Below are 25,973 nucleotides of genomic sequence, written 5' to 3'. Positions count from 1 at the left end.
AGCCATCTGCTTACCAACCCAAGCCACCTTGGGACGGGTGGGGATACAAGGGTTTTGAATCCCTATATCCCTACACCCAATTTCGCTGCGTCTCACTTCATCACACAGCAGTATCCACCGAGAAATATCACTAAGATACTTTTATACCTCTTCCCCAAAGCAGATTTTTTCTCTACCTGCAAGTTCATTTAGCTTGATCTATTATGTATACTACGGTTAATACATGGAAAAATCGTACTATAGATCATGGTGTCTTTACACTCAAGCTTGTCTAACGCACCTGCGAAGAACGCCAAGCAGCATTTTACCAGACGGTCATTCCTGCCAGACCAACAAAATGTTCTTTGGCAAATCGAAAAAGGCTTTGTACGGACTTTTACTTATTTAGAAGATGGTACAACAGTGGCTCTAGGATTATGGGGGCCTGGAGATACCATCAGTAAAGCTTTGTCAAAAATAGAACCTTATCAAATGGAGTGCTTAACCAAAGTAGAAGTCAAAAGCTTGCTCATGGAAGATTGGTATCAAGCACAAGAGACTCTACTAGCACATATCCAACAAGCTCAAGAATTAATGGTAATTCGTAGTTATAAAAAAGTTGATACTATGCTGATTAAACTATTAGCATGGTTATCAAAAAAATTCGGTTCACAAGTTGAACAAGGACGTTTAATCGATATGCGGTTAACTCATGAAGACCTAGCAGAAATGCTTGGTTCTACCCGTGTTACCATCACGCGAATTTTAGGACAATTTGAAGAAGAAGGTTTAATTGACCGTCTATCCCTCCATCGCATCGTCGTGCGAGAAGAAGATATTTGGTACTATGAAATTTAAATTCAGTAACTGCAAAACCTTGATTAGCCAGTAATCAATCTGGCGGATAAAAACTAAAAAATCTCATCTCATTTTGAGCAAAATCAGGTTTAAGTAAAGTACCAGTAATTACTTTACTTTCAAGTCTTTCTCTATACTTAATTTAAAAATCATCGCTAAAGACTAGAAATAGAGAGATTTTTATACTTTGCTAGATTTGCTCCCCTAGCATTATTTTTAATTCATATAAATATATAGGCATATAAAAGACGAAATTATTCTAAATAACAGAGAAAATATTCATGTAAGATGTAAGAACATAAGCTAAGAAACCTGTGGATAGTTTTGCACACTTTTTGTGCATAAAAGTGTTTCTTTCACCGGACTCAAAATTAATAAATTGAGGTGAGCATGATATTTTCAAAACGTTATCTGGTAAGCATCTTCTCAGTTGCAGCTTTAGGATTGGCTTCCTTACCTGTTCATGCTGAAACTAACCAAACAAGTACCCAGACTGTCGAGCAAAACGCTGCTATTGTAGGCAATGACAGCCAAATTTATCAACGAGCAGATCAAATTAATATCCAAAACAGTCGTCAGCGCATTAGAGGTCGGCGTTCTGGCGGACGTGTCAATCAAGACAATGGTCAATACACAGGTCAATCTGCTGGCGCTGTAGGTGATGGCGGTAGAATTGGCCAACGCTCTAGGCTAATTAACATACAAAGAAACTCTATTCGTCGTGATCAGCGTCGGAGATAGTCTGAGTACTAAGTGATTATTTATAAAGTAAAAATAAAATTCCAGTAGGGTGTGTTACGGCTTTAGAGACATATCCTATCTAAGTATTCACTTTATAAATGGTCTCTGAAACTCCCAATCTTCTTTAAGGTTGGGAGTTATAAGCTAATTATTGAGTTAATCAAGTTTAAAATTGTTGGGCTTTTTGAATTGATTCAGCATCAAAAAGCTTTTTGCCTCCATAAATGGAGAAACTTTATCATGATAGCGAAAAAGTCTTTACCCTTAGCGATTTTATTAGCGCTCATGGTTTTGCCAAGTGCAGCCAGCGCATCCAGAATTGAAATCCGTACAGATGACGGTACAACAATAGTTGATTCCGATAATGGGGTGAGAATAACTTCTGAAGAAGACAGGGATCAACCAACAGATAGTTACTATACTCCATCAGATTCTTATTCCCGTCGTCGTCTGCGGCGATATTATCGGCAAGCACCCTGTCGTCGCTACACTTCTAGCTACACTAAGCATCAAACAAGTTACTCAGGTAGAAGCAGCGTTGCTCAAAGCACGACTTCTACAACTGTGTGTCGATAGTAATTACCGTTGATATTGACCAGGAGGTAAGTATGAGATCCAAAATTTTATTACTTGGATGGTTATCGAGCAGTACTTTATTAGCGATATCACCTGCTTTTAGTGATTCTGCGGTTGCACAGTGTGTGATGACCGACGTTTCTGTGCAAGTGGCTGTTCGTGGCTCTAGACAGCCTTCTCGACAGAGCAATAATGTGGATTTGCAAAATCAAGGCCGATGCTCAGGAAACGCAATTACACAAGTTGGTACCCAAGTTTATACAGGTAGTGGACGAGCAAACCAACAACGTACCAGCAGACAACGCATCAATGGTGGTAGAGGTAACGGTACAGGGATAAATGGGCCGACTATTAAGGTTCCTGTTGGGGTGAAAGTGGATGTTTACAACCCAGCCTATGACCCATCTTTAACTAGACCTCGTAATTTCCGCCGCTGAAATCTATCAGTTTATTTAGGTGCAGGCTTGAACCCGTTAAACAATTTGGGATGTGAGATTTTGGCTTAATAAAGATAAATCTGATGGCTCAATAATTACGAATTCGTAATTAAAAGGGTACAAGCCCCACAAAATTTTAGATATTGGTGGTTATTCAATAAGTTGATTTAAAGTATGGCGAAGATGAGCAAGAAAAAATTTATTTTTAGTCTTTTAACAGCAGTTGCAACTTTTGGGCTGGTTGCTTCGCCTACGTTAGCCGAGGTTAACAGTAATCAAGGAGCAAACCAAACGGCGGCGATTAATGGGGATAACAATACAATTATCCAAATAATTAATCAAACTAATCGTCAACAAAATAGCCGAGGGCGGATAAATCGTCGTCAGTCACCTTATCAGCGACGTGGTAACTTTAACCGAAATCAAGGTTATGGACGGCAGGAAAATTCCCGCCGTGACCGGGGAAATAATTATGGACGTTACAAAAAGTATCGTAATAATAGTTGGGATAGATAGTTGATTTAGCCCAGATTATCTCTCTCGAAACCACAGTGCTAGTCCGCCTCCCCGGCCACGGGCGGCGATAAAATCTTCTGTAATTAAAAAGAAAGCAAAGAATGGCAATTTAGCTATGGGTTCGTTGTCAAAATCTTTTGTTTGTGATTTATTTCTGCCTAAAGGTTTATTGTAAATAACACGACCAAAAACACTAATTTGGATGTGGGTAAAATCAAAGGCCAAGAGATTTTTTTTGCCTAAATATTTGGCTGGGCCTGTGAGTTTAAGAAACACAGACCCTAGTTTCACCTGATTGCTAATTTCTGCTTTGGCTGATGTTGCTTGACTAAAGGAAATATAAGTTGGCGTAAATTTAGGCCAATAAAAGCCTTTACCCAAAATTATGCCGCCGCGCTGTCTCACTTTACGTGTTCCGGTGGCAAAGCACAGCCGCCATGTACCAACAAGAGAATCAAAGTTATAGCTAATTCGTTGCTGTTTGGTGGTTTTTTCAGCTTGTAACAGAGCATCAACTATTACTTTAGCTGATGGGCGATCGCTATTTTTGCCCGCTTGTTTTAACGTGGCGACAAACTCAGATGTAGCAAGTGATGGTAACTCAGCAGTCATGGCAAGTTAACTATTGTGAGGATGACCCTGGTCTCAGTCTATCGCGCCAACTTGATGTTGATGCTGAACCCGAACTATTACTAGTTGACGGTGAAGACCGCCGAGACCTTTGAGGTGTGGGAGATTCTGATTCCACTTGTCTGGATCTTCTGCGAGAACGGGATGGTTCTGTGGCTGAGGCACTGGAATCATTTTCTACAGTGCGGAAGCGCCGCCGTCTTTTGGGTGTTTCCGTATTATTCTCTTGCTGTTGGTAACTGCGTCTGCGTCTTCTTGGCGTGTCAGCATTATCATCTTGCTCTTGGTATCTCCGCCGTCTTCTAGATGAGCCGCTATCATCGCCATCGCTGGAATTTACCTCATCATTATCGTCGCTAGAACTGTTGAGGATTTTCTTCGGTTTGATGGGTTGAGCTTTAATTGTGCCTTTGCGACCGTCTAACTTTGGTCTTTCCGGGAATTTTTCGACAGGCATTCCCTCTATGGCTTTGGCCATAAATTCATGCCAGGTGTAGGCTGCACTGCTACTACTCCCATAGGTAGCGCGGTTGTCATCATTACCTAGCCAAACTCCTGCTACAGCTTGGGGAATGTAACCAATAAACCACAAATCCCTAGCTTCATCGGAGGTTCCGGTCTTGCCTGCTACAGGTCGATTATCTAGTTGGGCTGCTGCACCAGTCCCTTCGGCGACAACGTTACGCAGCATCCAAGTCATAATTGCCGCACTATCAGCATCTAGCGCTCGTTGTGATTTAAAATCGACTGACCAGATAACTTGACCTTGGCGGTTGAGGATGCGCCGAATACCATGCGGCTCTACGTGTAATCCCTGGGTGGCAAAACTGCCGTAGGCGCTGGTTAATTCTAAAAGGTTGACTTCGTTGGAGCCAAGGGCTAAAGAATAATTGGGTTTGAGTTCCGACTTAATCCCCATATCATGGGCTAGTTTGATCGTCGGGGCAAATCCCACATCTAGCAATACTTTCAACGCAACTATATTCACAGAGCGAGTGAGGGCATCTCGCATATTCATCAAGCCCCGGAATTTTTCGCTATAGTTTTTTGGTTCGTAGCCATCGACAATAAAGGGCGCATCTAAATAGGTATCGTAAGGGCTTTTGCCTGTAGCGATCGCTGTTGCGTAGACAAATCCTTTAAATGTCGAGCCTGGCTGACGTTTGGCTTGGGTGACGCGGTTAAATTGGTTTTTGCCAAAGTCTTTACCCCCCACCATTGCTTTAATTTCCCCACTGCGGGGGTCTATAGCCACTAAAGCGGCTTGCTTAAAGTTTTCCCAACGCCCTTGATTACGTAATACTTTCGTCACTGCGGCTTCGGCTGCTGTTTGCCATTTTGGGTCTAAGCTGGTTTCGACTGTTAAACCACCAACCGCCAGTACATCAGGGGAAACATACTTGGGTAACTCTTGCTGAACGTAACTAGTAAAGTAGGGAGACTCTACTTGGAGCCGTTTGGGCTGGCTACTTTGGACAATTAATGGTTCTTGAGCAGCGGCTTGACTTTCGGCGGCGGTAATAATCCCATCTTCCCGCATCCGTTGTAATACTAAATTGCGCCGTTGTTTAGCGGCGACGGGATTTTGTTCGGGAGAATACAAACTTGGAGCGGGAGCCAAACCAGCTATTGTGGCTGCTTCGGCTAAGGTCAGTTGGTCTACTGGTTTACTGAAATAAACCCAAGCTGCATCACCTACACCATAAGCTCCTGAGCCTAAATACACCAAATTTAAATAACGTTCTAAAATTTGGTCTTTAGTAAATTCTTGCTCAATTTTCTGGGCGAGACGGACTTCTTTGAGTTTGCGCCAGATTGTCTTTTCTTGTTTTAAGAACAGAATTCGGGCTAATTGTTGGGTGATAGTGCTACCACCTTCGACCACATTTTGCGATCGCAAGTTATTTAAACCTGCTCTAGCAATACCTTGGGGATCAACACCGTTGTGTTCGGTAAATCTTCTATCTTCTGAGGCGATAAAGGCTTTTTTTAACTTATCAGGAATTTGTTCAATTTTGAGTTGTTCTCTGGTAGCTTCTCCTTGTTGCTGGAGGATATTACCATTAGCGGCTTTGATTGTTAATGTTTGCTCACGGACAAAAGCTTGCAGTTCTGCTTTATCTGGCAAAGTTTTATCTATCGAGACAATAACGTATTTCGCGGCCACTACACCACTACCGACAGTGAGTATTGCCCAAAACCAGAAACGACGATAAAACGGCTTTTCCCTACTGGTAAATCTGGTAACTATTCCCGATGAAACATTACCCATCTGACCAAATAGTTGCCTCACCTTTCCCACCTTGGTTGGGGGTAAGCTATCGGTGGTGGATTCCTCATTTTTATATTGATTTCCAGGCGACAATCGCGGTTCCTCCTTGTCAGAGTCACTCAAACTTTGTTGGTTGTTGCTTGAACCAGGAGGTGAGATTCCCCACGTTAGTTCCTTGTTCTAATTCATCGTAGATTAACCGCCCAAAGGACTTTTGCGGGGTTAATTAACTACGTTCGTGTTAGTATATTATCCTATAAATAATTAACTGAATTCATTGCTACATAAAATATTATTCTCATAATTAATACTTGATTTTTGTCAAGATTCAGTCGTTATTTTTATTTAATTCTTCAAAGAAAAATTGTTAAAACTATCCGGTCTCAATGGGGAGCAAAATATAATCAATCATCCTCATGATAGTAGGCAAGAATCTCTTAGCTATTCGCAGTGGGTGAGGATAGCTGTAGCACTTGGGAGTAATCTTGGTGAATCTGCGAAAATTTTAGCCGCAGCGATCGCCCAGTTAAGCGTTATCCCAACAATGCAATTAGAAGCAACATCCAGTTGGTATATAACCAAAGCAGTAGGGCCGCCACAGCCGGATTACATTAATGGCTGTGTCATCATGCAAGTAGACATGACACCACAGTTATTACTAGAAACCTTATTAGCCACAGAACAGCAGTTTGGACGAGTGCGCCAAGAAAGGTGGGGGCCGCGATCGCTTGATTTAGACTTGTTGTTGTACGATCAAGTAATTCTCGACACACCAACCCTGCAAATCCCCCATCCGCGAATGCGTGAGCGAGCCTTTGTTTTAGTTCCCCTAGCCGAAATTGCCCCAGATTGGATTGAGCCAGTTTCCGGATACACGATCAAACAGTTGGTAAAAGATGTAGACTGTTCTGATGTACATTTACTGAAGAGCAATTCAAGTCACTACCAATAAACACGCAAAATTCTGATCCCACAAACGACAAACAGTGTTTGTTCGTTGATTTTGAAAAGATAAAACTATAACTATGCCATTAGGTAGAGAATTACCGCAGTTATTAAAGCAACGCCTATTTCACAAAGGACGCAAATTTGATTTTGAAGTCAATCGCTTGCGTTTACCAAATAAATCGGAAGGCGAATGGGAATGTATTCGTCACCCAGGTGGGGCGTTAGCTGTACCTGTGACCAATGAAGGAAAACTGGTACTTGTGCGTCAATATCGCTTCGCCGTTCAAGGCAGAATCTTAGAATTTCCCGCAGGAACTTTAGAACGCAATGAAGATCCGCAAGCAACAGTCAAGCGGGAAATTGAAGAAGAAACAGGCTATAGCGCCCAAAAATGGCGCAAACTGGGAGAGTTTTTCCTAGCACCTGGATATTCCGACGAAATTATTTATGCTTTTCTCGCCCAAGATTTAGAAAAGCTAGAAACACCACCAAAACAAGACGAAGACGAAGACATTGAAACAGTTCTTATGACACCAGAGGAACTGGAAGCCGCAATTTTACAAGGCGAACCAGTAGATGCTAAATCAATCGCCAGCTTTTTCTTAGCACGTCCTTTTTTGTAGCTGTTTTTGGACTTACGCAAAAAAGTGTAGCGGTAGAATCAAGTCAAAAGTCAAAAATTCTCTGACTTTTGACTTTTCCATAAGGGCGTTAATGTGCAAAACCCATACATCCCTGTTTTTTTGGAGATTAACTAACTCCAAATCTACTATATTCTCTAATATATGGAGGTTGCAGCCCCAAAACAATATCATCTTTTGCAACGCCCTTGGCTATTAATGTATCGGCAATAAGTGTGTCTGTTTGATTGCGTTGAATCCAAATTTTCTCTTCTCTAATTTCTAAATGCAGCACACAGTTATAAATCCGCCGATGTTCATTCCATCCTAAGTCAATTAATAAGTAACGATCATTAACTAAATCAAAGACTGTTTCTGATTCAATATCTCCTCCTAAAGTTTTTCCTTGAGATTCTTCTGTTAATAACTGCTGAATATATTGGCGATATTTTGTTAATTTATCCATTTGAATAGTACCTCATTACGTGAGTCATAAATTATTAATTTAATTTCATATTTTTTTATAGAAGCCTTGGGTAAATCCCGATAAAAAAAGGAGTCATAAGCTTCACTAGGAACAGCTAAATAAAGAAGACGTTATGGTTCAGTTTCTTCTAAAACTAGACGGTAATTCAAAAATTGACCCAAAGCTAGATGAAAATCAAAAATAGCTGAATCGCTGAGAAAACTTTTAACTTCTACAGCTATTTTTTGTTCAGCCTTTTCTGCTCCTAGAAGTTGCTCTGCTCCTAAATCTATCGAAATTTTATCCTCCCCACCATATTCAATTCGTAATGGGTCATGAGTAATTACCCATCCTTCTTTTTCTAAGCCTTGTTTGACAGCGTTATGAAATTTGTCTCTAGCAGACATTCTATTTTTTATCCCGATTTATCCAAATCCCCCGCATTCCCGCAGCTTTCGCCCCTTGATAATCTTCGATAATGCTATCACCAATATGCCATGCTGCCTCTGGCAAACAATCGTGTTTTTCTAACGCAACAGCAAAAATTTGGGTATCAGGTTTAGCAGCGCGTGCTTGAGTAGAAATTGTCACCGAAGTGAAGTAATCACTAATACCTAAACTTTGCAACACTGAATAAATTCGAGAATCAAAGTTAGAGATAATTCCTAATTCAATACCCAAATGCCGCCAGTTCACCAGCGAAGGCAAAACATCAGCATAGATAAACCAAGGTTCAGCCGTACCAAAGTGAATGTAAAGTTCGCTAAAAAAAGCCGAAAAGTCAGAAAATTGCTGGAGAAAACCAGCCGCCTCAAAGGTATTGAGGGCAATTATCCGCCACCAATCGAATTCTCGTTGAGGTATATCTGCTGGTTCGGCATCTAAGAATATCGGCGGTGGTGCGGCTTTAAAACTTTGGACAAATGCTTGATTTAATCTGGCAGCAGAAACTTCTACACCAAATTCTTTGGCTATCTGACTATATACTTCGCCCACACTGCCTTTTACGCCGAATATTGTGCCGACTGCATCCAGAAAAATAACTTTCGGTCGTTCCATCAAACTGTTTGTAATTAATGTATTTTGAACGTGATACTAGTACAACAAGGCAAAAGTAAAAAGTCAAAAGGAAAAAGAAAGAACAGTGATAACACAAGCTTTTTAGCCATTCCAGATGGTCTGTTTATTTCCGCCGCACTGTACTAGTGTGAACCAGGTAAGGCACAGATGGATTGATAGAACCCAAACACTCAAAACAACTCCCCATCCAAAATAGTATGAGATTTAGATTGACTGAGAAATTGTCTCTATAATAGGACGGACGAGCCAATTAAAACCAACTTTGAGTTGATGTTCTAAAGTCGGCATCCGATACAGATAGGCTAAACGACGCGCCACATATCCTAAAGAACCGTCGAGTTTGACTCCTAAACCAGTCAAAGTGGCATTGTCTACACCGAGTGCCATCATTTCCCCTAGTTTCTGATAGTGGAAGGGTAACAATGGGCGATCGCTCAAAGAAGCCCAGATATTCCACGCTGTATAATCAGCTTGTTGAAATGCTGCTTGGGCTGTGGCGGGAATTTGTTGATCTTCTACATCACGACAGTCGGCTAAATCTCCCAAGGCAAAAATTTCTGGGTGGTCAATAACTTGTAGGGTAGGTGTGGTAGTAATTTGATGACGCTGGTTTTGCTTGAAAGGTAAGTTTCTCACTACAGGTACTACTTGTGTACCTACAGTCCAAAGGACTAAATCTACAGGAATTGTATCAATCTGATTTTTGTATTCTAGGGAAATGGTATCTGCACCAATTGATTCAACTTTGGTTTCTAAATCAATAAATACACCCCGTGCATCTAAAGCTTTTTTGGCAGTTTCGCGGTTAAACTCTGGGGAAGTGCGTAAAATTTGGTCACTGATTTCAATTAACCGCAAACGTCCTTTTTCGCCTAGCCTGTCGGCTAATTTACAAGCGAGTTCCACGCCACTGTAACCAGCGCCAACGATCGCTATCCGAATTTTATCAGCATCGGATTCTTGCAAAATTTGCAGTTGTTGTTCCAGGCGGTAAGCATCATTGATAGTGCGGAAAGGTAGGGCGTAAGATGCAGCACCAGGAACCATATCTAGTGGTGTTTCGCCGCCTAAAGCCAGCACTAAGCGATCGTAGGCAATTTCTGGCCCGTCTTGTAATTTTACCCGTTGTTGGTCGGGATCAATTTCTGATACTACTGCTTGGTAAAAGCGTACACCTGTGCCTTGGAGGAGTTCGGCGAAGGGAGGCGCAATTTCCCAAGTTTGCAGTTCACCTGTAAGCAATTCGTAGAGTAAGGGGGAAAATAGAAAGCGATCGCTTTGATCTACCAGTACAATTTCGGGTTTTTGCTGAGATTCCCAAGGTAACTGGCTTAAGCGCAACGCAGTGTAGAGGCCACCAAAGCCTCCACCCAGGATTAAAATTCTGTTAGTTTGTTTAGTCATCATTTGTATAGGATGGTCAATCCCAGCAGGGCATCTACCTCTCAGTGTAATGATTTATTTCCCTCTATTGACTCAAAATATGATAATTTTTTCCAAATATTTAAAAGCAAAAGGCGGTTTGCATTAATTACAAACCGCCTTTTGCTGAAGTTAAATTCCCATTAAATTCCTCTAACAAGGCTGGAATAAATAACATTTTCGTTGAAAGTTTTTTCAACTTAAATTTTCTGCTGCCAGCCTGATTTTCCTAACTTAATTACCACCAGAAGTAACTGCTTTGTTGTGGACTGCTGTATCTTCGGATTTTCTGTGCCATTCGCCATTTTGACCTTGTGTGTATTCGTTTCTCACACTATTCCAAGCAACAGTAGTAGCACCTTCTTCACTCAAACCATCACTTTGGGAAGCGTTGAAAGCAGCAAAGAAAATTTGCTGGGCGTGTTGAGGAAGTTTGTCTTGAATATCTTGGGGTAATTCTTCTATTTTGTTATAAGGCATAAACTAACTCCAGTTACCTTGACCTGGGTACATACTAGAAAATTTATGAATATAAGTTCCTCTAACTTTCAGCAGAATTAGATAATCAATATAAATAAGTCAACAGAAACATTTCTTTTTTAGAAAAAAGCGATCGCCTCACCATTGGGATCATACTATGCCTGCCTGCGTTGTCGCACGCCCTCCTCTTGCCAAGGCGAGGGTTGAGGAAGAACGAAAAAATATGACATTTGCGTCAGTCCTAAGATTTTATTGGGAAATGAAGCAAGCACAAATAATCAATAAAAAGTCAAGTAAATATATTACAAGCTCACATAATCACGCCATTTATCTAGCATCTTTGCACTCACGCCAGGAATCTGATCTAAATCTTGGAGGGATGTAAATTTTTGTTGTTGACGCGCCATAATTATCTTCTGTGCTAACTTCTTACCCACACCAGGAAGAGTTGCTAATTCTTCTAGACTGGCTGTGTTGAGGTTGATTTTTTGAATTGTTTGATTTTGAATAGAATTTTGTGCAGTTATCTTAGGGCATTTTTGAGTTTCTGCTGAGATCTTTGCTTGGATTTCTGATGGTAAACCAAGTTGAGCTTTGGCATAAAGACGGGCAAATTCCCGAACATAATGAGCCGCAACTGTGGGATTTTCAATAACTAATAATGTTTCATCGTTACTATTATTAGCAGCATCTGACCAATTGTGTGAACCTGTGATGATGATTTGGTTATCAATCACAGCAAATTTATGATGTAATAAATCACCCTTAGCTAATACAGGTACACCAACACTAGTAATAGGATTGTTCCAAGGTTTATTATCAATTTCATACTTACACTTATTACTCAAAGCAACTCCCATCATATCCAACGCTTCGCTGTAAAAACGATAGGCGAATTGAGCATCAATCAAAGCCTTAATATCTACACTTTGTTGATGACGTTGTTCTAAGATATTGGCAAGCTGCTGTTCAGAAAATACAAATAATGCCAAATCTATTGAATTGGTAGCAGAATTTAAATTTTCCCCGATTAAACCATTACTGGTTTGACTCCAAGGTTGCGTAGGAGAAGCTGGAGAAAACTGAACTGTAATTTTACTATCACCAACAGTAATTTGTTTGGGAGAACGTAATGGTTTTTTCAAGCCAAATAAGCTATCTGGCTTACCTCCAGGGCCATCACCCCACATAATATTAAACTCTTGAGTAAACACATTTGCTAATTCTGGGCTGTCAATTTTTAGCAAATTATTCGCATTACCTAAACTTTTGATATTCGTGAAATCACCAAAAGTATCGCTGGGTGTAAAATTAGCCGAAGTTACAATGACAATGCGATTATCCACAATCACAAATTTGTGGTGCATTAAACTACTACCAGCGGAACCATCAGCTTTGTCATCTATCCAGGGAATTTTGGCGTTTTGGATAATTAATAATGCGTCTCTTTGATTAACTTCTTCTTGGCTGATTTTTTTATCTTTATTTAAATCGAGAAACTGTTGAAATTCTTTGTATCTTAACTGTTCTCTCGGTGCTAGTTTTTTGATTTCATCTGGTGTCAAGCTACTCCAAGGACGACTATAAGTATTTTCTAAAATTAATCTAACTTTTACCCCAGCTTTTTGTCTGTTGACTAATGCTTGGGCAACCTTGGGTAAGCGTAATTCTTGCACCGCTACATCTACTGTAGATTTAGCTTGAGAAATAGTATCGGCAATAATTTTTTCTAAGTCATCTCCCAGTCGAGTTTGCTGACGATAAGATTCTTGATATTCTGAAGATTCAGACTGATTTAAATAGACTTGAACTAATGGATCTTGTGGTAAAGGTGATAACCGTTTATGGGATAATTTAGCTTGTTGACAAGCAGTAATCACAAATATTAAGGCAAATAGCAAAAAATACCTGGGGTTACGAAAAATTTGCACGGTAATCTGCTAAAAGTGAGTTGGTAGTGAACATAGTTATAGTTCCCCAAATGAAGTACACCAATTAAAAGAGGTAAAGAACTTGATCGGTAATTTAAAAAATCCTCCTATTGATGCACATTAATTCATATTTTCTCAAGATTTAATTAAACAACTGTCTATGGTGAAAATAGTAGGTAGCCCATTGTCCGCCTCTTTCTGCTCAAGTGTTGTGATATGCAAATATATTTAGATTACAGTGCCACTACTCCAACTCGCCCAGAAGCGATCGCAGCAATGCAAGCAGTCCTCACGCAACAGTGGGGTAATCCTTCTAGTTTGCATGAGTGGGGACAACGGGCGGCCATAGTTGTCGAACAAGCCAGAGTTCAAGTTGCAGACTTAATTAACGCTACTCATCCCGAATCAATTATTTTTACGGCTGGTGGTACGGAAGCCGATAATTTGGCCATTATTGGTGTTGCTAGGTTATATCCTGTACCACAACACATCATTATTTCTAGTGTGGAACATTCCGCCATTTCCGAAACGGCGAAGTTGCTAGAAATGTGGGGTTGGGAAGTCACAAGTTTGGGAGTGGATAACCAAGGAAGAATTAACCCCCTAGATTTAAAAGCTGCATTGCGCCATAACACCGTATTGGTATCGATAATTTACGGACAAAGTGAAGTCGGGACAGTTCAGCCAATTAGCGAATTAGGCAATATTGCGCGATCGCATGGCGCTATTTTCCACACCGATGCAGTACAAGTTGCTGGACGTTTACCCATTGATGTGCAGACATTACCAGTTGATTTACTCAGCATTTCTAGCCATAAAATCTATGGGCCGCAAGGTGCAGGAGCCTTGTATATTCGTCCTAGTGTAAAATTAAAACCACTATTGACAGGTGGTGGGCAAGAAATGGGGATGCGTTCGGGTACCCAAGCTGTCCCAATTATTGCTGGGTTTGGTGTCGCCGCTGAATTAGCCGCCCAAGAACTAGCCACAGAAACACCAAGGTTAATTGATTTACGCGATCGCTTATTTGCTTTGTTAGCAGATGTCTCCAGTTTAATTCCCACAGGCGATCGCATCCATCGCTTACCGCATCATGCAAGTTTCTGTCTGGAATACGCCGACGGCGAAAAACTCAGCGGTAAAACCTTGGTGCGACAATTAAATTTAGCAGGTATTGGGATTAGTGCTGGTGCTGCTTGTCATAGCGGTAAACTCAGCCCCAGTCCGATACTTTTAGCTATGGGTTATTCTCAAAAAGCCGCATTGGGGGGAATTCGCATTACATTAGGGCGCGATACCACCGCAGCAGACATCGATTGGACGGCGATGGTGTTGAAGCAAATTTTACAACGACTCACCGCAGATTTTACCTTAGCCACACGCTGATTTAGGATCAGGTATGACATTGCATTGCTACGCTAAACTGATAGCAATGAGATAGTTGTAGTCATGTCTGTTGCCCCAGATTTAGAAACCCCAGAAGATGTTATATTTCCCCCAGGGGATTTATATAGCGACGAGCCACCTTTGGAAAGTGACTTACATCGACTGCAAATGACACTGCTAATTCAGTGTCTAGAATTGTGGTGGAGCAACCGCAATGATTTTTATGTCTCTGGCAACATTACAATTTACTACAGTCCGCGTCAACGCAAGTCAGAATATTTTCGTGGCTCTGATTTTTTTTTCGTGTTGGGGACAGAACGCCAACCGCGCAAAAGTTGGGTTGTTTGGCAAGAAGATGGTAAATATCCTAACGTGATTATTGAACTGCTCTCAGATTCTACCGCCGCAACAGATAGAGGCTTAAAAAAAGAAATTTATCAAAACACCTTTCGCACGCCGGAATACTTTTGGTTTGACCCCAATAATTTAGAATTTGCTGGGTTTGTTTTGGTAGGTGGTAAGTATCAACCATTAGAACCTAATGCTCAAGGTTGGTTATGGAGTCAGCAACTAGAGTTGTATTTAGGAATTGCTCAAGATAAATTACGCTTTTTTAAGGCTGAAGGTGAATTAGTTCCTACACCAGAAGAATTAGCATATCAACAGACACAACGCGCCGAACAAGAAAAACAACGAGGCGATCGCTTGGCGGCAAAACTGCAAGAATTAGGCATAGATCCCAATTCTATTTAGTGGATTAAACTTCTGGTTCAACACCGAGCGATCGCAACCTTTACAGGGTTAGTGGTTGTTTTTTAGTTGAGCAATCGAACGGAAAAAGAGGCGATCGCATTCTTCATCGAAGCTAACACAGCTTGTCAAGACTCTTATGTCAAAATTAATCCATGTATTTGGGGAGTTGCAAAGATGGCTTGGGTAGCAGGTGATCAATTGCAAGGTGGAAAATACACCATTGACAGGGAGTTAGGAAAGGGACGTTTTGGTATTACCTATTTGGTAAAAAACAGGAATAGCGATCGCTTAGTTATTAAAACCTTAAATGATGACTTGCTTCAATCCCTCAGTCAAGACGAACGCGCACGACTGGAGAATATGTTTTACGATGAAGCTTTAAAACTTCGAGGGTGTAAACATAACCATATTGTGCAGATTACGGAACTCTTTAGAGAAGGGGAGTATCCTTGTTTGGTAATGGAATATATCGGTGAAGATAGTTTAGCTAATCTCCGTCCATCAATACTTTCGGAACCAGACGCACTGCGCTACATTCAGCAAATTGGCGAAGCACTGATGGAGGTACATAACAAAGGGTTGATTCATCGGGATGTACATCCGGGAAATATCTTACTGCGAAAGCGAGATGGAAATTTAGAAGCAGTGTTGATTGATTTTGGTCTAGCTTTAAATTTTGACCACATCTTAACTACAAGCCGAACTCAAGAAACATCTGAAGGATTTACACCACCAGAACTTTATGCTAGAGGTAATACAACACACGCTTATAGCGATATTTATTCACTCGCAGCTACTCTGTATAAACTTCTGACAGGGAGAATACCTATTGGTGCGGTAAAGCGTAAAGTAGATGGTGAACATTTAGTATCTCCAAAAGAATATAATCCTCAGATTACCAAAAACACCAATGACGCAATCTTAGCAGGAATGCAACTAGATCCCAAGCAGCGGCAACAGTCTATGCAAGAATGGCTTAATTATTTGGGATTAACTGGGAGCAAGACAGAAACAACAAAACCACCTAAATCTCAAGTAACAATTGATTGGGTTGCTATTACTGCCATTGGAACTTTACTCGCAGGTATTGGAGCTATGGCTGCTTGGTATACAATTTTCAAACCTTCTCTGCCTCCTCCCTCAACATTGCCCAGTCCGCCATCTAGTAAAACTCCGTAGAATTAGCTAAACTTTCGTCATCATTCCAATCTCGCAGTAATTTTCCTTACCAAGAGGTATTCATGCCCTGGATAGCAGGACAAGGATTACAAAATGGCAAATAGGTCGGGTTTCACTTTGTTTCACCCAAGCTATATTCTAAATTCTTCTCTTCTCTACGATTCGCTTTGCAAACACTACAAATCAGTGCGATCGCTCATCAACAGCATTATCTATTAAACATTCTGTCCTTAGGACACAAAGTTGTGATGTTATTACTCAATTAAGTTTAGTCACATTTTGCACCCAGCGACTGAAGTCGCGGCTACACGGACAAAACCCGCCTACGCGGGTTCAAAACCCTTGATTTTAAGTTAGTCCGCGCAGGCGGACTACCCTGAGGGAAGCCGCTTGCGCGTCTACGTTTTTATAGCCGCGAATTCCATTCGTCGGGGCTAGGTGAAAGATATGTGTTTACCCAAAACACACTTTAACTGAATTTGGCAGTGGCGTAGATGAGATATTCATCAACATCACTACCTACCTGAAATTGCTGAATATGCTTTTCATTTTAATACACTCAATAAACCCTGAAAATTTTTCTCATCCTTGTTCCAATACCTTATATAAAATGCAATTTAACCAGATTTAATTAGTTGCAAGAATATTTAAACAAGTGGTTGACACGTATAAAATTATACTTTAACATAAAGAGCATGAGAAAGGCGATCGCCGTCCTGTCAAAGTCTGCAATCGCCTTTCTTCCAACACCTAAATAGGAGTCGATTATTATCATGGCACAAGAACATAAATTCGGTGATGATCAAAATTCTGCTCAAACATCACCAGAACAATATTTGAGAAGGGAAAATTTTGAAGCACCCACTCCCAAAGCATCTAATCAACAGCCATTACTCAACAGAGAACCCATTAAACATTTGTTGATTGGTTCGCCTAAAGCTGTCACCAGTACAATACATTATTTGCAGGCGATCAGTTATGCAGAGGTGGGAGATTGGAGTCCACTCATCCCAACCGAAAACCCTGATCAAGTAATGAGTATTTTAATCCGTCACATTTTAGTTGCATAACTAACTACAATCACCCCGACTTTTTTCCACAGTCGGGGTGATGTTGCAGCCGATCAAACTTCTGGTTCAACGCCGAGCGATCGCAATTGGGTAATTAATGTCTCCACTAGAGAATGTGCAAGTTGAATGCACATCAGCTGATCTTCGCTAAATAATTTCTACTTAGATTTTGCCTCCAAATTTTCTAAGCGACTTTTGAGTTCTTGGTTTTGTTTTTTGAGTTGGTCGAGTTCTTCGCGCAATTGACGCAATGCAGTTGCTGAACCTAAATGCTTCTGAACATTGGCAATTTCTTCGTCAGCATAGCGACGCACCCGTCCATCGGGGGTTTGTTCAGAAAGCGATCGCAAAACTCCAATCGCTTTCGGTGTTTCCATTTGTCCCAAGGCTGCAACTACCGCCATTTGGGTTAAGAAAAAGGTTTCTTTGGCGAGTTCGGCTAATTTGTCTAAAATCCGTTCCAGGTTTACTGGTGTTTGACCGACGGAAATTTTACCTAAAGCTCGAATTGCTGCTAAACGTAATGCTTGGGGAACTCCCTGTTTGGTGTATTCCAGCAACAAATTTACAGCAGCTTCGGAAGTTTTGAGTTCCGCTAAACCGCCAACTGCGCCACTGCGGACAACTTCATTCCAGCCTGCTTTCTCTTCTAAAACCGACTTCAGCAGCTTGATGACTTTTTCTTCCTTGGGCTTTTCATCCAGATTAGCAGCGGCGGAGGCGAAGCCCGTCGCAGATATCGCCCCAATGGCGCGGGCGGCGGCGGCTTCTACATAGTAACTGCGATCGCCTTCTTGTATAACCTTTTTCACAGCCTTATAGCTGTCATGAGTTTTAATTGTCGCCAGTGCATTCACTACAGCACGGCGCACATAAGGACTTTTATCTTTTAATCCCGTAACTAACCCATCAAAAGCTTGATCTAATTTGACTTCTACTAGTTGTTTCGCTACTTCTACCCGCACACCCCAAAATGCTTCCTTTTTCAATGAAGCTGATAGTGCTTTGGTCGCTTCCAAACCACCTTTTTTCGCTAAAGCCTCAGCTGCATAAATGCGGGAAAGGGGGTCAGGGTCAAATTCTAACTGTGCTTTTAACTCTGGAAGGGGATATTCTAAAGTTACAGTTTTCAAGAAATGATTGCCAACATCAAAGCTAATAAAATCTGGTTTGGCTGACAGTGGGAAGTAGAAGCTTTGTTCGTGTTCGTGGACTCGGACGGTGAAAGTGCTGAGTTTTTCTGTGGAATCTTTTTGAACGTAGCCGAAACCGATGGGGATTTTCAGGTCAAATAAATTTTTACTGCTATTGTTATCGGCTTGGGTTTGGGTAACTGTGACCTTGGCTAAATTTGCATCGCCATCCCAAGAGTAAGCCACTTTAAAATCGGGATGACCGCCACGATAAACGTACTGGTCGAAGAGGAAGGCTAAATTCCTTCCTGTTGCTTTGTCAATGGCGCGGAGTAAGTCTACTGTTTCCACAGTTTTATGGGCATTATCTTGCACAAATGTTTGAATGGCGTGCCAAAATAATTCTTCTCCTAATTCCGCCCGAATCATGTGATAAACACAAGACCCTTTTTCGTAGATGTGACGGTCATAGAGTTCAATGGCTTCGCGGTAAACATGAGTTACCATTGGGCGACGGTAGCGGCTGCTATCTTCGCTTAAATAACTCCGTGCTTCTAATAAACGATAATATGCTGCTTCTTCGGCACTATATTCCTGTTCTGTCCACATAACTTCGGAGTAAGAAGCCATACCTTCTTTGATCCAAGCATGAGACCAATGTTTAATTACCAGCAAATCACCAAACCACTGATGCGCTAGTTCGTGAACAACTAAACTTTCGGTGTTGCGGTTATCGTAAGCGGCGCGTTCATCTAATAGACAACGATCTGTTAATAAGGTGGTGGAAGTATTTTCCATTCCGCCAAAGATGAAGTCATCAACGCAAACTTGAGCATATTTGGGAAAAGGATATGGATAACCATATTTTTCACTCAAAAATTCGACCATGCGGGGAGTTTTACCCATACTGCGTTTAGCATCGGCTTCCCGGTCTTTTTCGACGTAGTAGGTAACTGGTTTACCTTTCCACTCATCTCGAATTTCGGCAAAGTCACCCACAGCCAGAGTCATCAAATAGGTGGGATGAACTTGCTGTTGTGACCAATGATAAATTTTTTCTGAGCCTTCCTCAGCGGTATCAATTAATTCACCGTTGGAAATGGCGACTAATGCTTTAGGGACACGTACCCGAATTTCCGATGTTGAGAGTTGTCCGGGATAGTCAAAGCAGGGAAACCAAAAGCGTGAATCTTCATCTTCCCCTTGAGTCCAGACTTGAGTGGGTTTGTGGGGATAGTGTTTGTCTGGTTGGATAAAGTAGATACCGCGTTGGGGTTTTTCGGCTGAATAGGCGATCGCAATCAAAATTCTTTTACCCAGTTCTGTGGGTTGGTCAAGCTTAATCGCCAGCTGTTCGCCATCATAGTCAAATTTTTGCGCCACCTCATCTACTTGCACAGACTGGATATTTAAATTGACTGCATCTAGTATCAAACGGTCAATTCCAGTGCGAATCGGTAACAGACGAATGCTACAACTACCGTGATAACTTTGCTTGGGGATATCTAAGTGCAAGTCGAGAAAAATATGCTCTACCTGTCCAGGGCGATCTGGATTATAGTGTGGTCTGGCTCCTGGTAACTCAAAAGATTTGTGTCCGTTATTTTCTGTATCAAAATAGGAATGTGTCATTGATGCTGACTGACCTTGTAATCCTAAAAAATCTAAGTAAGTTTACGAGAATAATGCTATCGGTTATGTTTGCTCATCCAAACAGCGGATAGAAAATATGCGATCGCTGCAATAGTTGGGGAGATTCTTATGAATCTTCTGCGGGGATATTGTTGATGGTTTTTCCTTGAGTACAAATACTCGGCAAATTTTCTTATTAGCTTAGGATAGCCTGCCTCTTTCCCACAAGCTATCTCTCAAGATGAATAACCTAGCATTTACGGATTTGCCTCTCATTTCTTTGAAGTATTTTTTTGGAGTTTTTTGCCAAATCTATGTGTAGATTCACTAATTTTATCAGTATAAACCGAATACTTAGTGAAATTTATCCATAATTCCGCGAACTCAACAATGACGTTTTTACTAACCTCAGTAAAAATCTGAGGAAAAGAGGACAGTAACAATGCCTGAACGTAAATCGAAGTTTTTAATTCCCGCTATTGGTGCAGTTGTCGCCGTGGTGGGAGGTGTAGCAGTTTACACTTATCTTTTTAAAGGGCCTGCTGGAGATATTTCCGGTGCTTTAGGTAGTGCTAAATTAGTTCCCGCATCAGCATTAATGGCTACATATATTTCTACTGATGCCCAAGCTTGGTCAAAATTACAGCAGTTCGGCACACCAGAAGCTCAAAAGCTGCTCACCAAAAGTCTAGAAGACTTGAACAAAGATATGTTTAAAGGCAGTGATATTTCTTATGAAAAAGATATCAAGCCTTGGGTTGGTGGTGTGATGTTTGCCGTCTTACCTCCCAGCAAAATTAAACCGGCTCAGTTCCCAATTCCCAGTAAGGAAGCCAATCCCTCAACGAAATTACAACAAGAAACAAACATTTTAATGGTGGTAGGGATCAAGGATAAACTTACTGCTTTGAATTTTGCCAATAAATTAAAAACTCAAAAAGGTGTAAAAAGTAAAGAATATGAATATAAAGGTGAAAAAATTACCGAAACTATAGAAAATGAAAGACCAACATATAACGTAGTTGTAAATAATAGTTATTTGCTATTAGCTCCCGAAAAACAATCTGTAGAAAAAGCAATTGATACTTTCAAAGGGCAACCTTCCTTTGCTAGTAAAGAAGGGGCGAATACTCTTCTCAGCAAGAGTGTAAATTTGCAAAATACCCTGGCGCAAATTTATGTGCCAGACTACGCAGGCATGGTAGAGCAATTGGCAGCAGCCAGCAATCAGGGTAAAGCACTACCGCCACAAACCTTGTCACAGTTGAAACAGGTAAAATCAATGGTGGCAGGTGTTGGTATAGATGATACGGGAGTGCGGGTGAAAGCGATCGCTAACTTAGATCCCCAACTAAACAAATTTCAGTATCAAAATACACCAGCTAAAATATTGGCGCAATTTCCTGGTGATACCTTTGCGCTCATCAGTGGTAATGGTATCAGTCGCGGTTGGCAAACACTCGTAGAACAGTCAAAAGACTATCCAGAAGTTCAACAAACCTTGCAACAAGTCCGCAGTCAATTAAAATTAGCCAATATTGACTTAGATAAAGAGATTTTTGGCTGGATGGATGGAGAATTTGGCGTTGGGGCGATTCCCTCTAATCAAGGCGTGTTAGCCAGTGTGGGTTTTGGCGGTGCGCTGGTGTTTGATACCAGCGATCGCAAAACCGCAGAAGCCACCTTTACAAAACTTGACGACCTAGCCAAAGCCCAAAGAATCAACATCGCCACCAGAAAAATTGGTGGTAAAGATGTCACAGAATGGCAAATACCCAAGCAAGGTGCATTGTTAGCACATGGTTGGTTGGATCAAGATACCGTGTTTTTGGCACTTGGCGGCCCTGTTGCTGACGCTTTAGCAGCGGCTAAAAGCCCATCTCTCGATCAAAGCAATACCTTTAAAACTGTCACAGGTTCATTGCAACAACCTAACGGCGGCTACTTCTACTTAGATATGGATAAAACTGTTACCTTAGTTAACCGTTTTGCAGCCCAAGGTAAGCCGATTCCACCTGATGCGAGTGCCATTCTGAATTCTATTCGGGGTTTGGCTGCAACCGCCACTAGCCCCGACAAATCCACCAGTCAACTAGAAGTCTTGTTAGCACTCAAACCAAGTAAGAATTAGGTTGTAGGGATTGGGAAAGAGTTTTCTCTGACTCAATCCTTAATTATTTACACTCAGCACTTTGTTAGCACTACTGCTTCACCGGAATTTGAATTCTAAACTCAGTTCCTTCACCGGGAGTAGAGAAACAATCTAACTTGCCATGATGCTTTTCGCTAATAATTTGATAACTAATCGCCATCCCCATACCTGTACCTTTCCCCACAGGTTTAGTCGTAAAGAAAGGGTCAAAGATGCGGTTTTTGACTTGTTCTGACATTCCAGGTCCATTATCAGCGATCGCAATTTCCACCCATCGACTATCACAAGCTGAAGTCCGAATAGTAATTTGTGGTTTCTGCACTGTTGAATTTTGACTATTGACACTTGACTCTTCCAAAGCATCAATTGCATTCACCAAAATATTCATCAAAACTTGATTTAATTGTCCTGGGTAGCATTCCACTTCGGGTAAATTGCCATAGTCACGAATAACTTCAATTCCAGGCGATTCTGGTTTGTCTTTGAGGCGATATTGCAAAATTAATAGTGTGCTTTCAATGCCTTCATGAATATTAACTGCTTTAAAATCCGCTTCATCCATCCGAGAAAAATTCCGCAAAGATAGCACAATATTACGAATTCGCTCAGTTCCCATTGTCATCGAAGGCAGAATCTTCTGTAAATCTTCAATCAAAAACTCTAAATCAATTTCTTCCGCTAATGCTTGGATCTCTGGGTCTTCAGTGGGATGGCGTTCTTGGTAAAGATTGAGGATGCTGACTAAATTTTGTGTGTATTCGCTCAGGTGAACAATATTACCGTGAATAAAATTGACTGGATTATTAATTTCGTGGGCAACTCCTGCTACTAGTTGACCAAGACTCGACATTTTTTCATTTTGAATTACTTGTGCCTGGGTGCGTTTTAATTCACTTAATGCTGTTTTTAGTTCGGCAGTACGTTCTTCCACTCGGTCTTCTAATTCGGCTTTACTATTTTCTAAAGCAGTAAAAGATTGACGTAGTTCTTCTGCCATGTAATTAAAAGATTGAGCTAATGTATTAAGTTCTTCAATTTGGCTAATTTTGACGGTTTGTTCTAAGTCACCCGATGCCATTGCTTGACTTGCCAGGTTTATTCTTAAAATCGGCTGTATTACCCAGCGAGATGTTAAATAACCAATAATAGTTGCTATTATTAATGCGCCGAGACAGAGCAATACCGTAATTTGAGTATTAGTGATAATCTTTGCCATAAAGGCTTTTTCTGGCACACTCACTACGACTAACCAATCCAGTCCATATTGATCATGCCAAGGGGTGACATAGACAAAATTTGTATCTTTCTCAAACTGTAATTGCAGTTTTTGTGGTTTGTGAATTGACTGAAATCCAGTGAATTTTGCTTCAATCTGTTTAGCAGTATTTTTAACTACTAAATCTGGGCTTTCTGTAGCTTTTATTCGCTTGATTTCATCCTTAACTAATACAAAAGTTTCTTGCTTGCTAGAGTTGGCAATTAATGTTCCATCTCGTTCGAGAATAAATACTTGTCCAAAATGGCTCACATCTAACTGACGCAAGAATTCACTCAACTTCAACAAATGGATATCTGCACCAACCATTCCTAACAGTCGCTGATTTGCGTCATAGATTGGACGGCCTGTCGCCGCAGTGATATAAGCACCATTAGGAGAATTCCAGGTGTAAATGCGCGACCAAATTGGTTTACCAGCTTTCATTGGTTCTGTATACCAATTTTCTTTGAAGTTATTGTATTCAAAAGTATTATTGATGCGGAGGCGATCGCCTTGCTGATTAGTCGTATAGTTGCGACCATTATTTGGTAATTTTGCACTCCAATCATCAATAGTGACAGTTTTGCCATCGTAGCGGGCGGCTCCTAATCCCTCACCTGTAGTCAATCCTAGACCAATGTAAGTGAGGTCATAGGCTTGCATTTGTTTCCAAAAATACTTAGCAATAGTTTGGCGATCGCGTACATTCAATAATCCCATTGCGATCGCATCGGCATTAATCTGATTTACCTTGTGGGGAATAGATAAATAAGCATCTAGATGTTGTTGTACTATTGTATTAGTACGATTCATTAACTGATCTGCTAAGTCATTGACTGCTTGTCGCCCATTTTTAAATGACAGATAGCCAACTAAACCAACGGCTCCAAATATTTGCACGGTAAAGGGAATAATCAGCACCAGCTGTAATGGAAAAGCTTTAACTTTGCGAGAGTCAGTTCTACTCATTTAATTTCTATCCTCCAACATTGGATAGATTAAAATTTACACTCCGTGAGTTAGTATTCCCACAGGTACTAGCGAACTCAACATTTAGAGAAAAAATTAATTTTTATTAATTACGGATGATCTGATGTAGCGTCTTCCAGACTAATTTAGGACGGTTATTCCCACCGGAAATTATCAACAGCATTTGTCAAAATAAAAGGTAACTTGAGGGCTAAAAAATGAAATTTTCAATTGAGGCTGTATACACTTGGTATCGCAATTTAATTCGTAACCCAAAATATCGCTGGTGGGTAATTTTAGGAACACTAGTTTATTTTGTCAGCCCTATTGATATTGTTCCTGATATTTTTCCCATCGTTGGTCAAATTGACGATGTTCTGCTAATGACACTGTTAGTTAGTGAAGTTTCTGGATTAGTACTTGAAGGTTGGAAAGCTCGTAAAGGTGTAGACACAACTGTGAATACTGCTAATACCGCCAATACTTCCGAGGATGCTACTTCTAGTGCAAAAACCGTTGATGTTGATGCTGTGTCAGTTAAATAGTTTTTTATAAAAAATATATTAATCCTCTGTTTGTCAAACCGAACAGGGGATATTTTTTTAACATAGAAAGGTGTAGTAAATTAGGCTGGGCGTTAATTGCAAATTTAGCGATCGCCACAAAGTTAACTACCCTACTATCCAGTGGCTGATGATCTAGTTTGGGAAAAATCTCACTGATGGCAGAAGTTTTACGGAGTCAATTTTTCTACAATCAAGCATGGAAAAACTGATACTAGCTAACAATGCGAATACTTCTGGTAGAAGATGATACAGCCCAATTAGAACCCTTACAAACAGCATTGTCTCAAGCTGGACATATTGTAGATGGTTTGGAAAATGGCGCGATCGCTCAATGGGCAATTACCCAGCGAGACTATGACTTATTGATATTAGACTGGATGCTACCGGAAATCAGTGGTTTAGATTTATGTCGGCAATATCGCCAAGCGGGGAAAACTGCACCTGTATTGATGTTGACGGCGAAAGATACCACAGGAGAAAAAATTACAGGTTTGGATGCTGGTGCAGATGATTATTTAGTCAAACCGACAGATTTATTTGAATTATTAGCCAGAGTGCGGGCGTTAGGTAGGCGATCGCCTGTTTGGCAAGGTGAAAAACTTCAACTTGCAGATCTACAATTGCACATTTCAACGCTGACAGTAGAACGAGGTCAAGCAACAGTAGAATTATCTACCCGCGAATTTCAGTTATTAGAATACTTCATGCGTCATCCATATCAAGTTTTAAGCCGCGATCAAATTGAACAAGCTTTATGGGAATGGGGTAGTGAACCAGAAAGTAACGCCACAACAACCTTAGTAAGGCGTTTGCGCCAGCGTTTACAGTTCCTAGATGCAGCAGACTGGCTAGAAACTATTTATGGGATGGGCTATCGTCTCAATCCTGATCAGAAAAATAACGCTTAACTTTTTGAGTC

The 25,973-nt window shown here is 40.9% G+C and carries 23 protein-coding genes and 1 pseudogene; 14 read left to right on the top strand and 10 right to left on the bottom strand.

What is annotated here, in order from left to right; genetic code table 11:
* Positions 1-246 precede the first annotated feature (246 nt).
* The 5 genes from IQ244_RS02455 (at position 247) to IQ244_RS02435 (ending at position 3,107) form a co-directional block, all read left to right on the top strand.
* Positions 247-837, top strand: coding sequence for a Crp/Fnr family transcriptional regulator (locus IQ244_RS02455; RefSeq protein WP_193889474.1), 591 nt, complete (start codon positions 247-249; stop codon positions 835-837).
* Between the two features lie 390 nt (positions 838-1,227).
* The gene (locus IQ244_RS02450; RefSeq protein ID WP_193889473.1) at positions 1,228-1,578 is read left to right on the top strand and encodes a hypothetical protein; all 351 of its coding nucleotides are present in this window, start codon (positions 1,228-1,230) and stop codon (positions 1,576-1,578) included.
* A gap of 240 nt (positions 1,579-1,818) precedes the next feature.
* Positions 1,819-2,154, top strand: a complete 336-nt coding sequence (locus tag IQ244_RS02445; RefSeq protein ID WP_193889472.1) for a hypothetical protein — start codon at positions 1,819-1,821, stop codon at positions 2,152-2,154.
* Between the two features lie 32 nt (positions 2,155-2,186).
* Positions 2,187-2,591, top strand: coding sequence for a hypothetical protein (locus IQ244_RS02440; protein ID WP_193889471.1), 405 nt, complete (start codon positions 2,187-2,189; stop codon positions 2,589-2,591).
* Between the two features lie 183 nt (positions 2,592-2,774).
* Complete coding sequence (locus IQ244_RS02435; RefSeq protein ID WP_193889470.1) at positions 2,775-3,107, top strand: hypothetical protein; 333 nt, start codon at positions 2,775-2,777, stop codon at positions 3,105-3,107.
* 15 nt (positions 3,108-3,122) lie between these two features.
* On the opposite strand, the gene IQ244_RS02430 is transcribed toward IQ244_RS02435, so the two are convergent.
* Positions 3,123-3,719 (bottom strand): hypothetical protein, encoded by a 597-nt coding sequence (locus tag IQ244_RS02430; RefSeq protein ID WP_193889469.1) that lies wholly within the window; start codon positions 3,717-3,719, stop codon positions 3,123-3,125.
* Positions 3,720-3,729: 10 nt separating this feature from the next.
* Positions 3,730-6,102 carry a transglycosylase domain-containing protein gene (locus IQ244_RS02425; RefSeq protein WP_193889468.1) on the bottom strand — a complete coding sequence of 791 codons (2,373 nt, stop codon included), beginning with the start codon at positions 6,100-6,102 and terminating at the stop codon, positions 3,730-3,732.
* Positions 6,103-6,412: 310 nt separating this feature from the next.
* Here IQ244_RS02425 and folK point away from each other — a divergent pair, with 310 nt between their 5' ends.
* Both folK and IQ244_RS02415 read left to right on the top strand, forming a co-directional pair.
* Positions 6,413-6,961 (top strand): 2-amino-4-hydroxy-6-hydroxymethyldihydropteridine diphosphokinase, encoded by a 549-nt coding sequence (folK, locus tag IQ244_RS02420; protein ID WP_193889525.1) that lies wholly within the window; start codon positions 6,413-6,415, stop codon positions 6,959-6,961.
* A gap of 73 nt (positions 6,962-7,034) precedes the next feature.
* The gene (locus tag IQ244_RS02415) at positions 7,035-7,580 is read left to right on the top strand and encodes an NUDIX hydrolase (protein ID WP_015115213.1); all 546 of its coding nucleotides are present in this window, start codon (positions 7,035-7,037) and stop codon (positions 7,578-7,580) included.
* 127 nt (positions 7,581-7,707) lie between these two features.
* Here IQ244_RS02415 and IQ244_RS02410 read toward each other — a convergent pair whose 3' ends face one another.
* The 6 genes and pseudogenes from IQ244_RS02410 to IQ244_RS02385 all read right to left on the bottom strand — a co-directional run bounded on the left by IQ244_RS02410 (position 7,708) and on the right by IQ244_RS02385 (position 12,956).
* Positions 7,708-8,043 (bottom strand): XisI protein, encoded by a 336-nt coding sequence (locus tag IQ244_RS02410; RefSeq protein ID WP_193889467.1) that lies wholly within the window; start codon positions 8,041-8,043, stop codon positions 7,708-7,710.
* Positions 8,031-8,450 (bottom strand): annotated as a pseudogene (locus tag IQ244_RS02405) (XisH family protein). Before IQ244_RS02405 ends, IQ244_RS02410 begins: the two are co-directional and overlap by 13 nt.
* 1 nt (position 8,451) lies before the next feature.
* Positions 8,452-9,102 carry an HAD-IA family hydrolase gene (locus tag IQ244_RS02400; protein ID WP_193889466.1) on the bottom strand — a complete coding sequence of 217 codons (651 nt, stop codon included), beginning with the start codon at positions 9,100-9,102 and terminating at the stop codon, positions 8,452-8,454.
* Between the two features lie 225 nt (positions 9,103-9,327).
* A complete protein-coding gene (locus tag IQ244_RS02395; protein WP_193889524.1) occupies positions 9,328-10,527 on the bottom strand; it encodes an NAD(P)/FAD-dependent oxidoreductase in 1,200 nt (399 codons plus the stop codon).
* A 252-nt stretch (positions 10,528-10,779) separates the two neighbouring features.
* Complete coding sequence (locus tag IQ244_RS02390; protein WP_193889465.1) at positions 10,780-11,025, bottom strand: ChaB family protein; 246 nt, start codon at positions 11,023-11,025, stop codon at positions 10,780-10,782.
* A gap of 302 nt (positions 11,026-11,327) precedes the next feature.
* Positions 11,328-12,956: a DUF655 domain-containing protein gene (locus tag IQ244_RS02385; RefSeq protein ID WP_193889464.1), complete on the bottom strand. Its 1,629-nt coding sequence runs from the start codon at positions 12,954-12,956 to the stop codon at positions 11,328-11,330.
* A 216-nt stretch (positions 12,957-13,172) separates the two neighbouring features.
* On the opposite strand from IQ244_RS02385, the gene IQ244_RS02380 reads away from it, so the two are divergent.
* From IQ244_RS02380 to IQ244_RS02365, 4 genes are all read left to right on the top strand, one after another.
* Positions 13,173-14,342: a cysteine desulfurase family protein gene (locus tag IQ244_RS02380; RefSeq protein ID WP_193889463.1), complete on the top strand. Its 1,170-nt coding sequence runs from the start codon at positions 13,173-13,175 to the stop codon at positions 14,340-14,342.
* Between the two features lie 63 nt (positions 14,343-14,405).
* A complete protein-coding gene (locus IQ244_RS02375; RefSeq protein WP_193889462.1) occupies positions 14,406-15,095 on the top strand; it encodes a Uma2 family endonuclease in 690 nt (229 codons plus the stop codon).
* Positions 15,096-15,161: 66 nt separating this feature from the next.
* The gene (locus IQ244_RS02370) at positions 15,162-16,274 is read left to right on the top strand and encodes a serine/threonine protein kinase (protein ID WP_228058687.1); all 1,113 of its coding nucleotides are present in this window, start codon (positions 15,162-15,164) and stop codon (positions 16,272-16,274) included.
* Positions 16,275-17,047: 773 nt separating this feature from the next.
* A complete protein-coding gene (locus tag IQ244_RS02365; protein ID WP_193889461.1) occupies positions 17,048-17,344 on the top strand; it encodes a hypothetical protein in 297 nt (98 codons plus the stop codon).
* Between the two features lie 158 nt (positions 17,345-17,502).
* Here the strand turns inward: IQ244_RS02365 and IQ244_RS02360 are convergent, their stop codons facing one another.
* Positions 17,503-20,109: a M1 family metallopeptidase gene (locus tag IQ244_RS02360; RefSeq protein ID WP_193889460.1), complete on the bottom strand. Its 2,607-nt coding sequence runs from the start codon at positions 20,107-20,109 to the stop codon at positions 17,503-17,505.
* Between the two features lie 442 nt (positions 20,110-20,551).
* Here IQ244_RS02360 and IQ244_RS02355 point away from each other — a divergent pair, with 442 nt between their 5' ends.
* The gene (locus IQ244_RS02355; protein ID WP_193889459.1) at positions 20,552-22,240 is read left to right on the top strand and encodes a DUF3352 domain-containing protein; all 1,689 of its coding nucleotides are present in this window, start codon (positions 20,552-20,554) and stop codon (positions 22,238-22,240) included.
* Positions 22,241-22,310: 70 nt separating this feature from the next.
* Here IQ244_RS02355 and IQ244_RS02350 read toward each other — a convergent pair whose 3' ends face one another.
* Positions 22,311-24,488, bottom strand: a complete 2,178-nt coding sequence (locus IQ244_RS02350) for an ATP-binding protein (RefSeq protein WP_193889458.1) — start codon at positions 24,486-24,488, stop codon at positions 22,311-22,313.
* A gap of 218 nt (positions 24,489-24,706) precedes the next feature.
* Between IQ244_RS02350 and IQ244_RS02345 the strand changes: the two genes are divergently transcribed.
* Together IQ244_RS02345 and rppA are read left to right on the top strand one after the other, a co-directional pair.
* Positions 24,707-25,033 carry a YkvA family protein gene (locus tag IQ244_RS02345; RefSeq protein ID WP_193889457.1) on the top strand — a complete coding sequence of 109 codons (327 nt, stop codon included), beginning with the start codon at positions 24,707-24,709 and terminating at the stop codon, positions 25,031-25,033.
* A gap of 242 nt (positions 25,034-25,275) precedes the next feature.
* Positions 25,276-25,962 (top strand): two-component system response regulator RppA, encoded by a 687-nt coding sequence (rppA, locus tag IQ244_RS02340; protein ID WP_193889456.1) that lies wholly within the window; start codon positions 25,276-25,278, stop codon positions 25,960-25,962.
* The last annotated feature ends 11 nt before the right edge of the window (positions 25,963-25,973 follow it).

The sequence above is a fragment of the Nostoc sp. LEGE 06077 genome (assembly GCF_015207705.1).
Classification (GTDB): Bacteria; Cyanobacteriota; Cyanobacteriia; order Cyanobacteriales; family Nostocaceae; genus Nostoc_B.
Note: the sequence above shows the minus strand (reverse complement) of the source record. Positions and strands in the feature narration are given on the sequence as shown.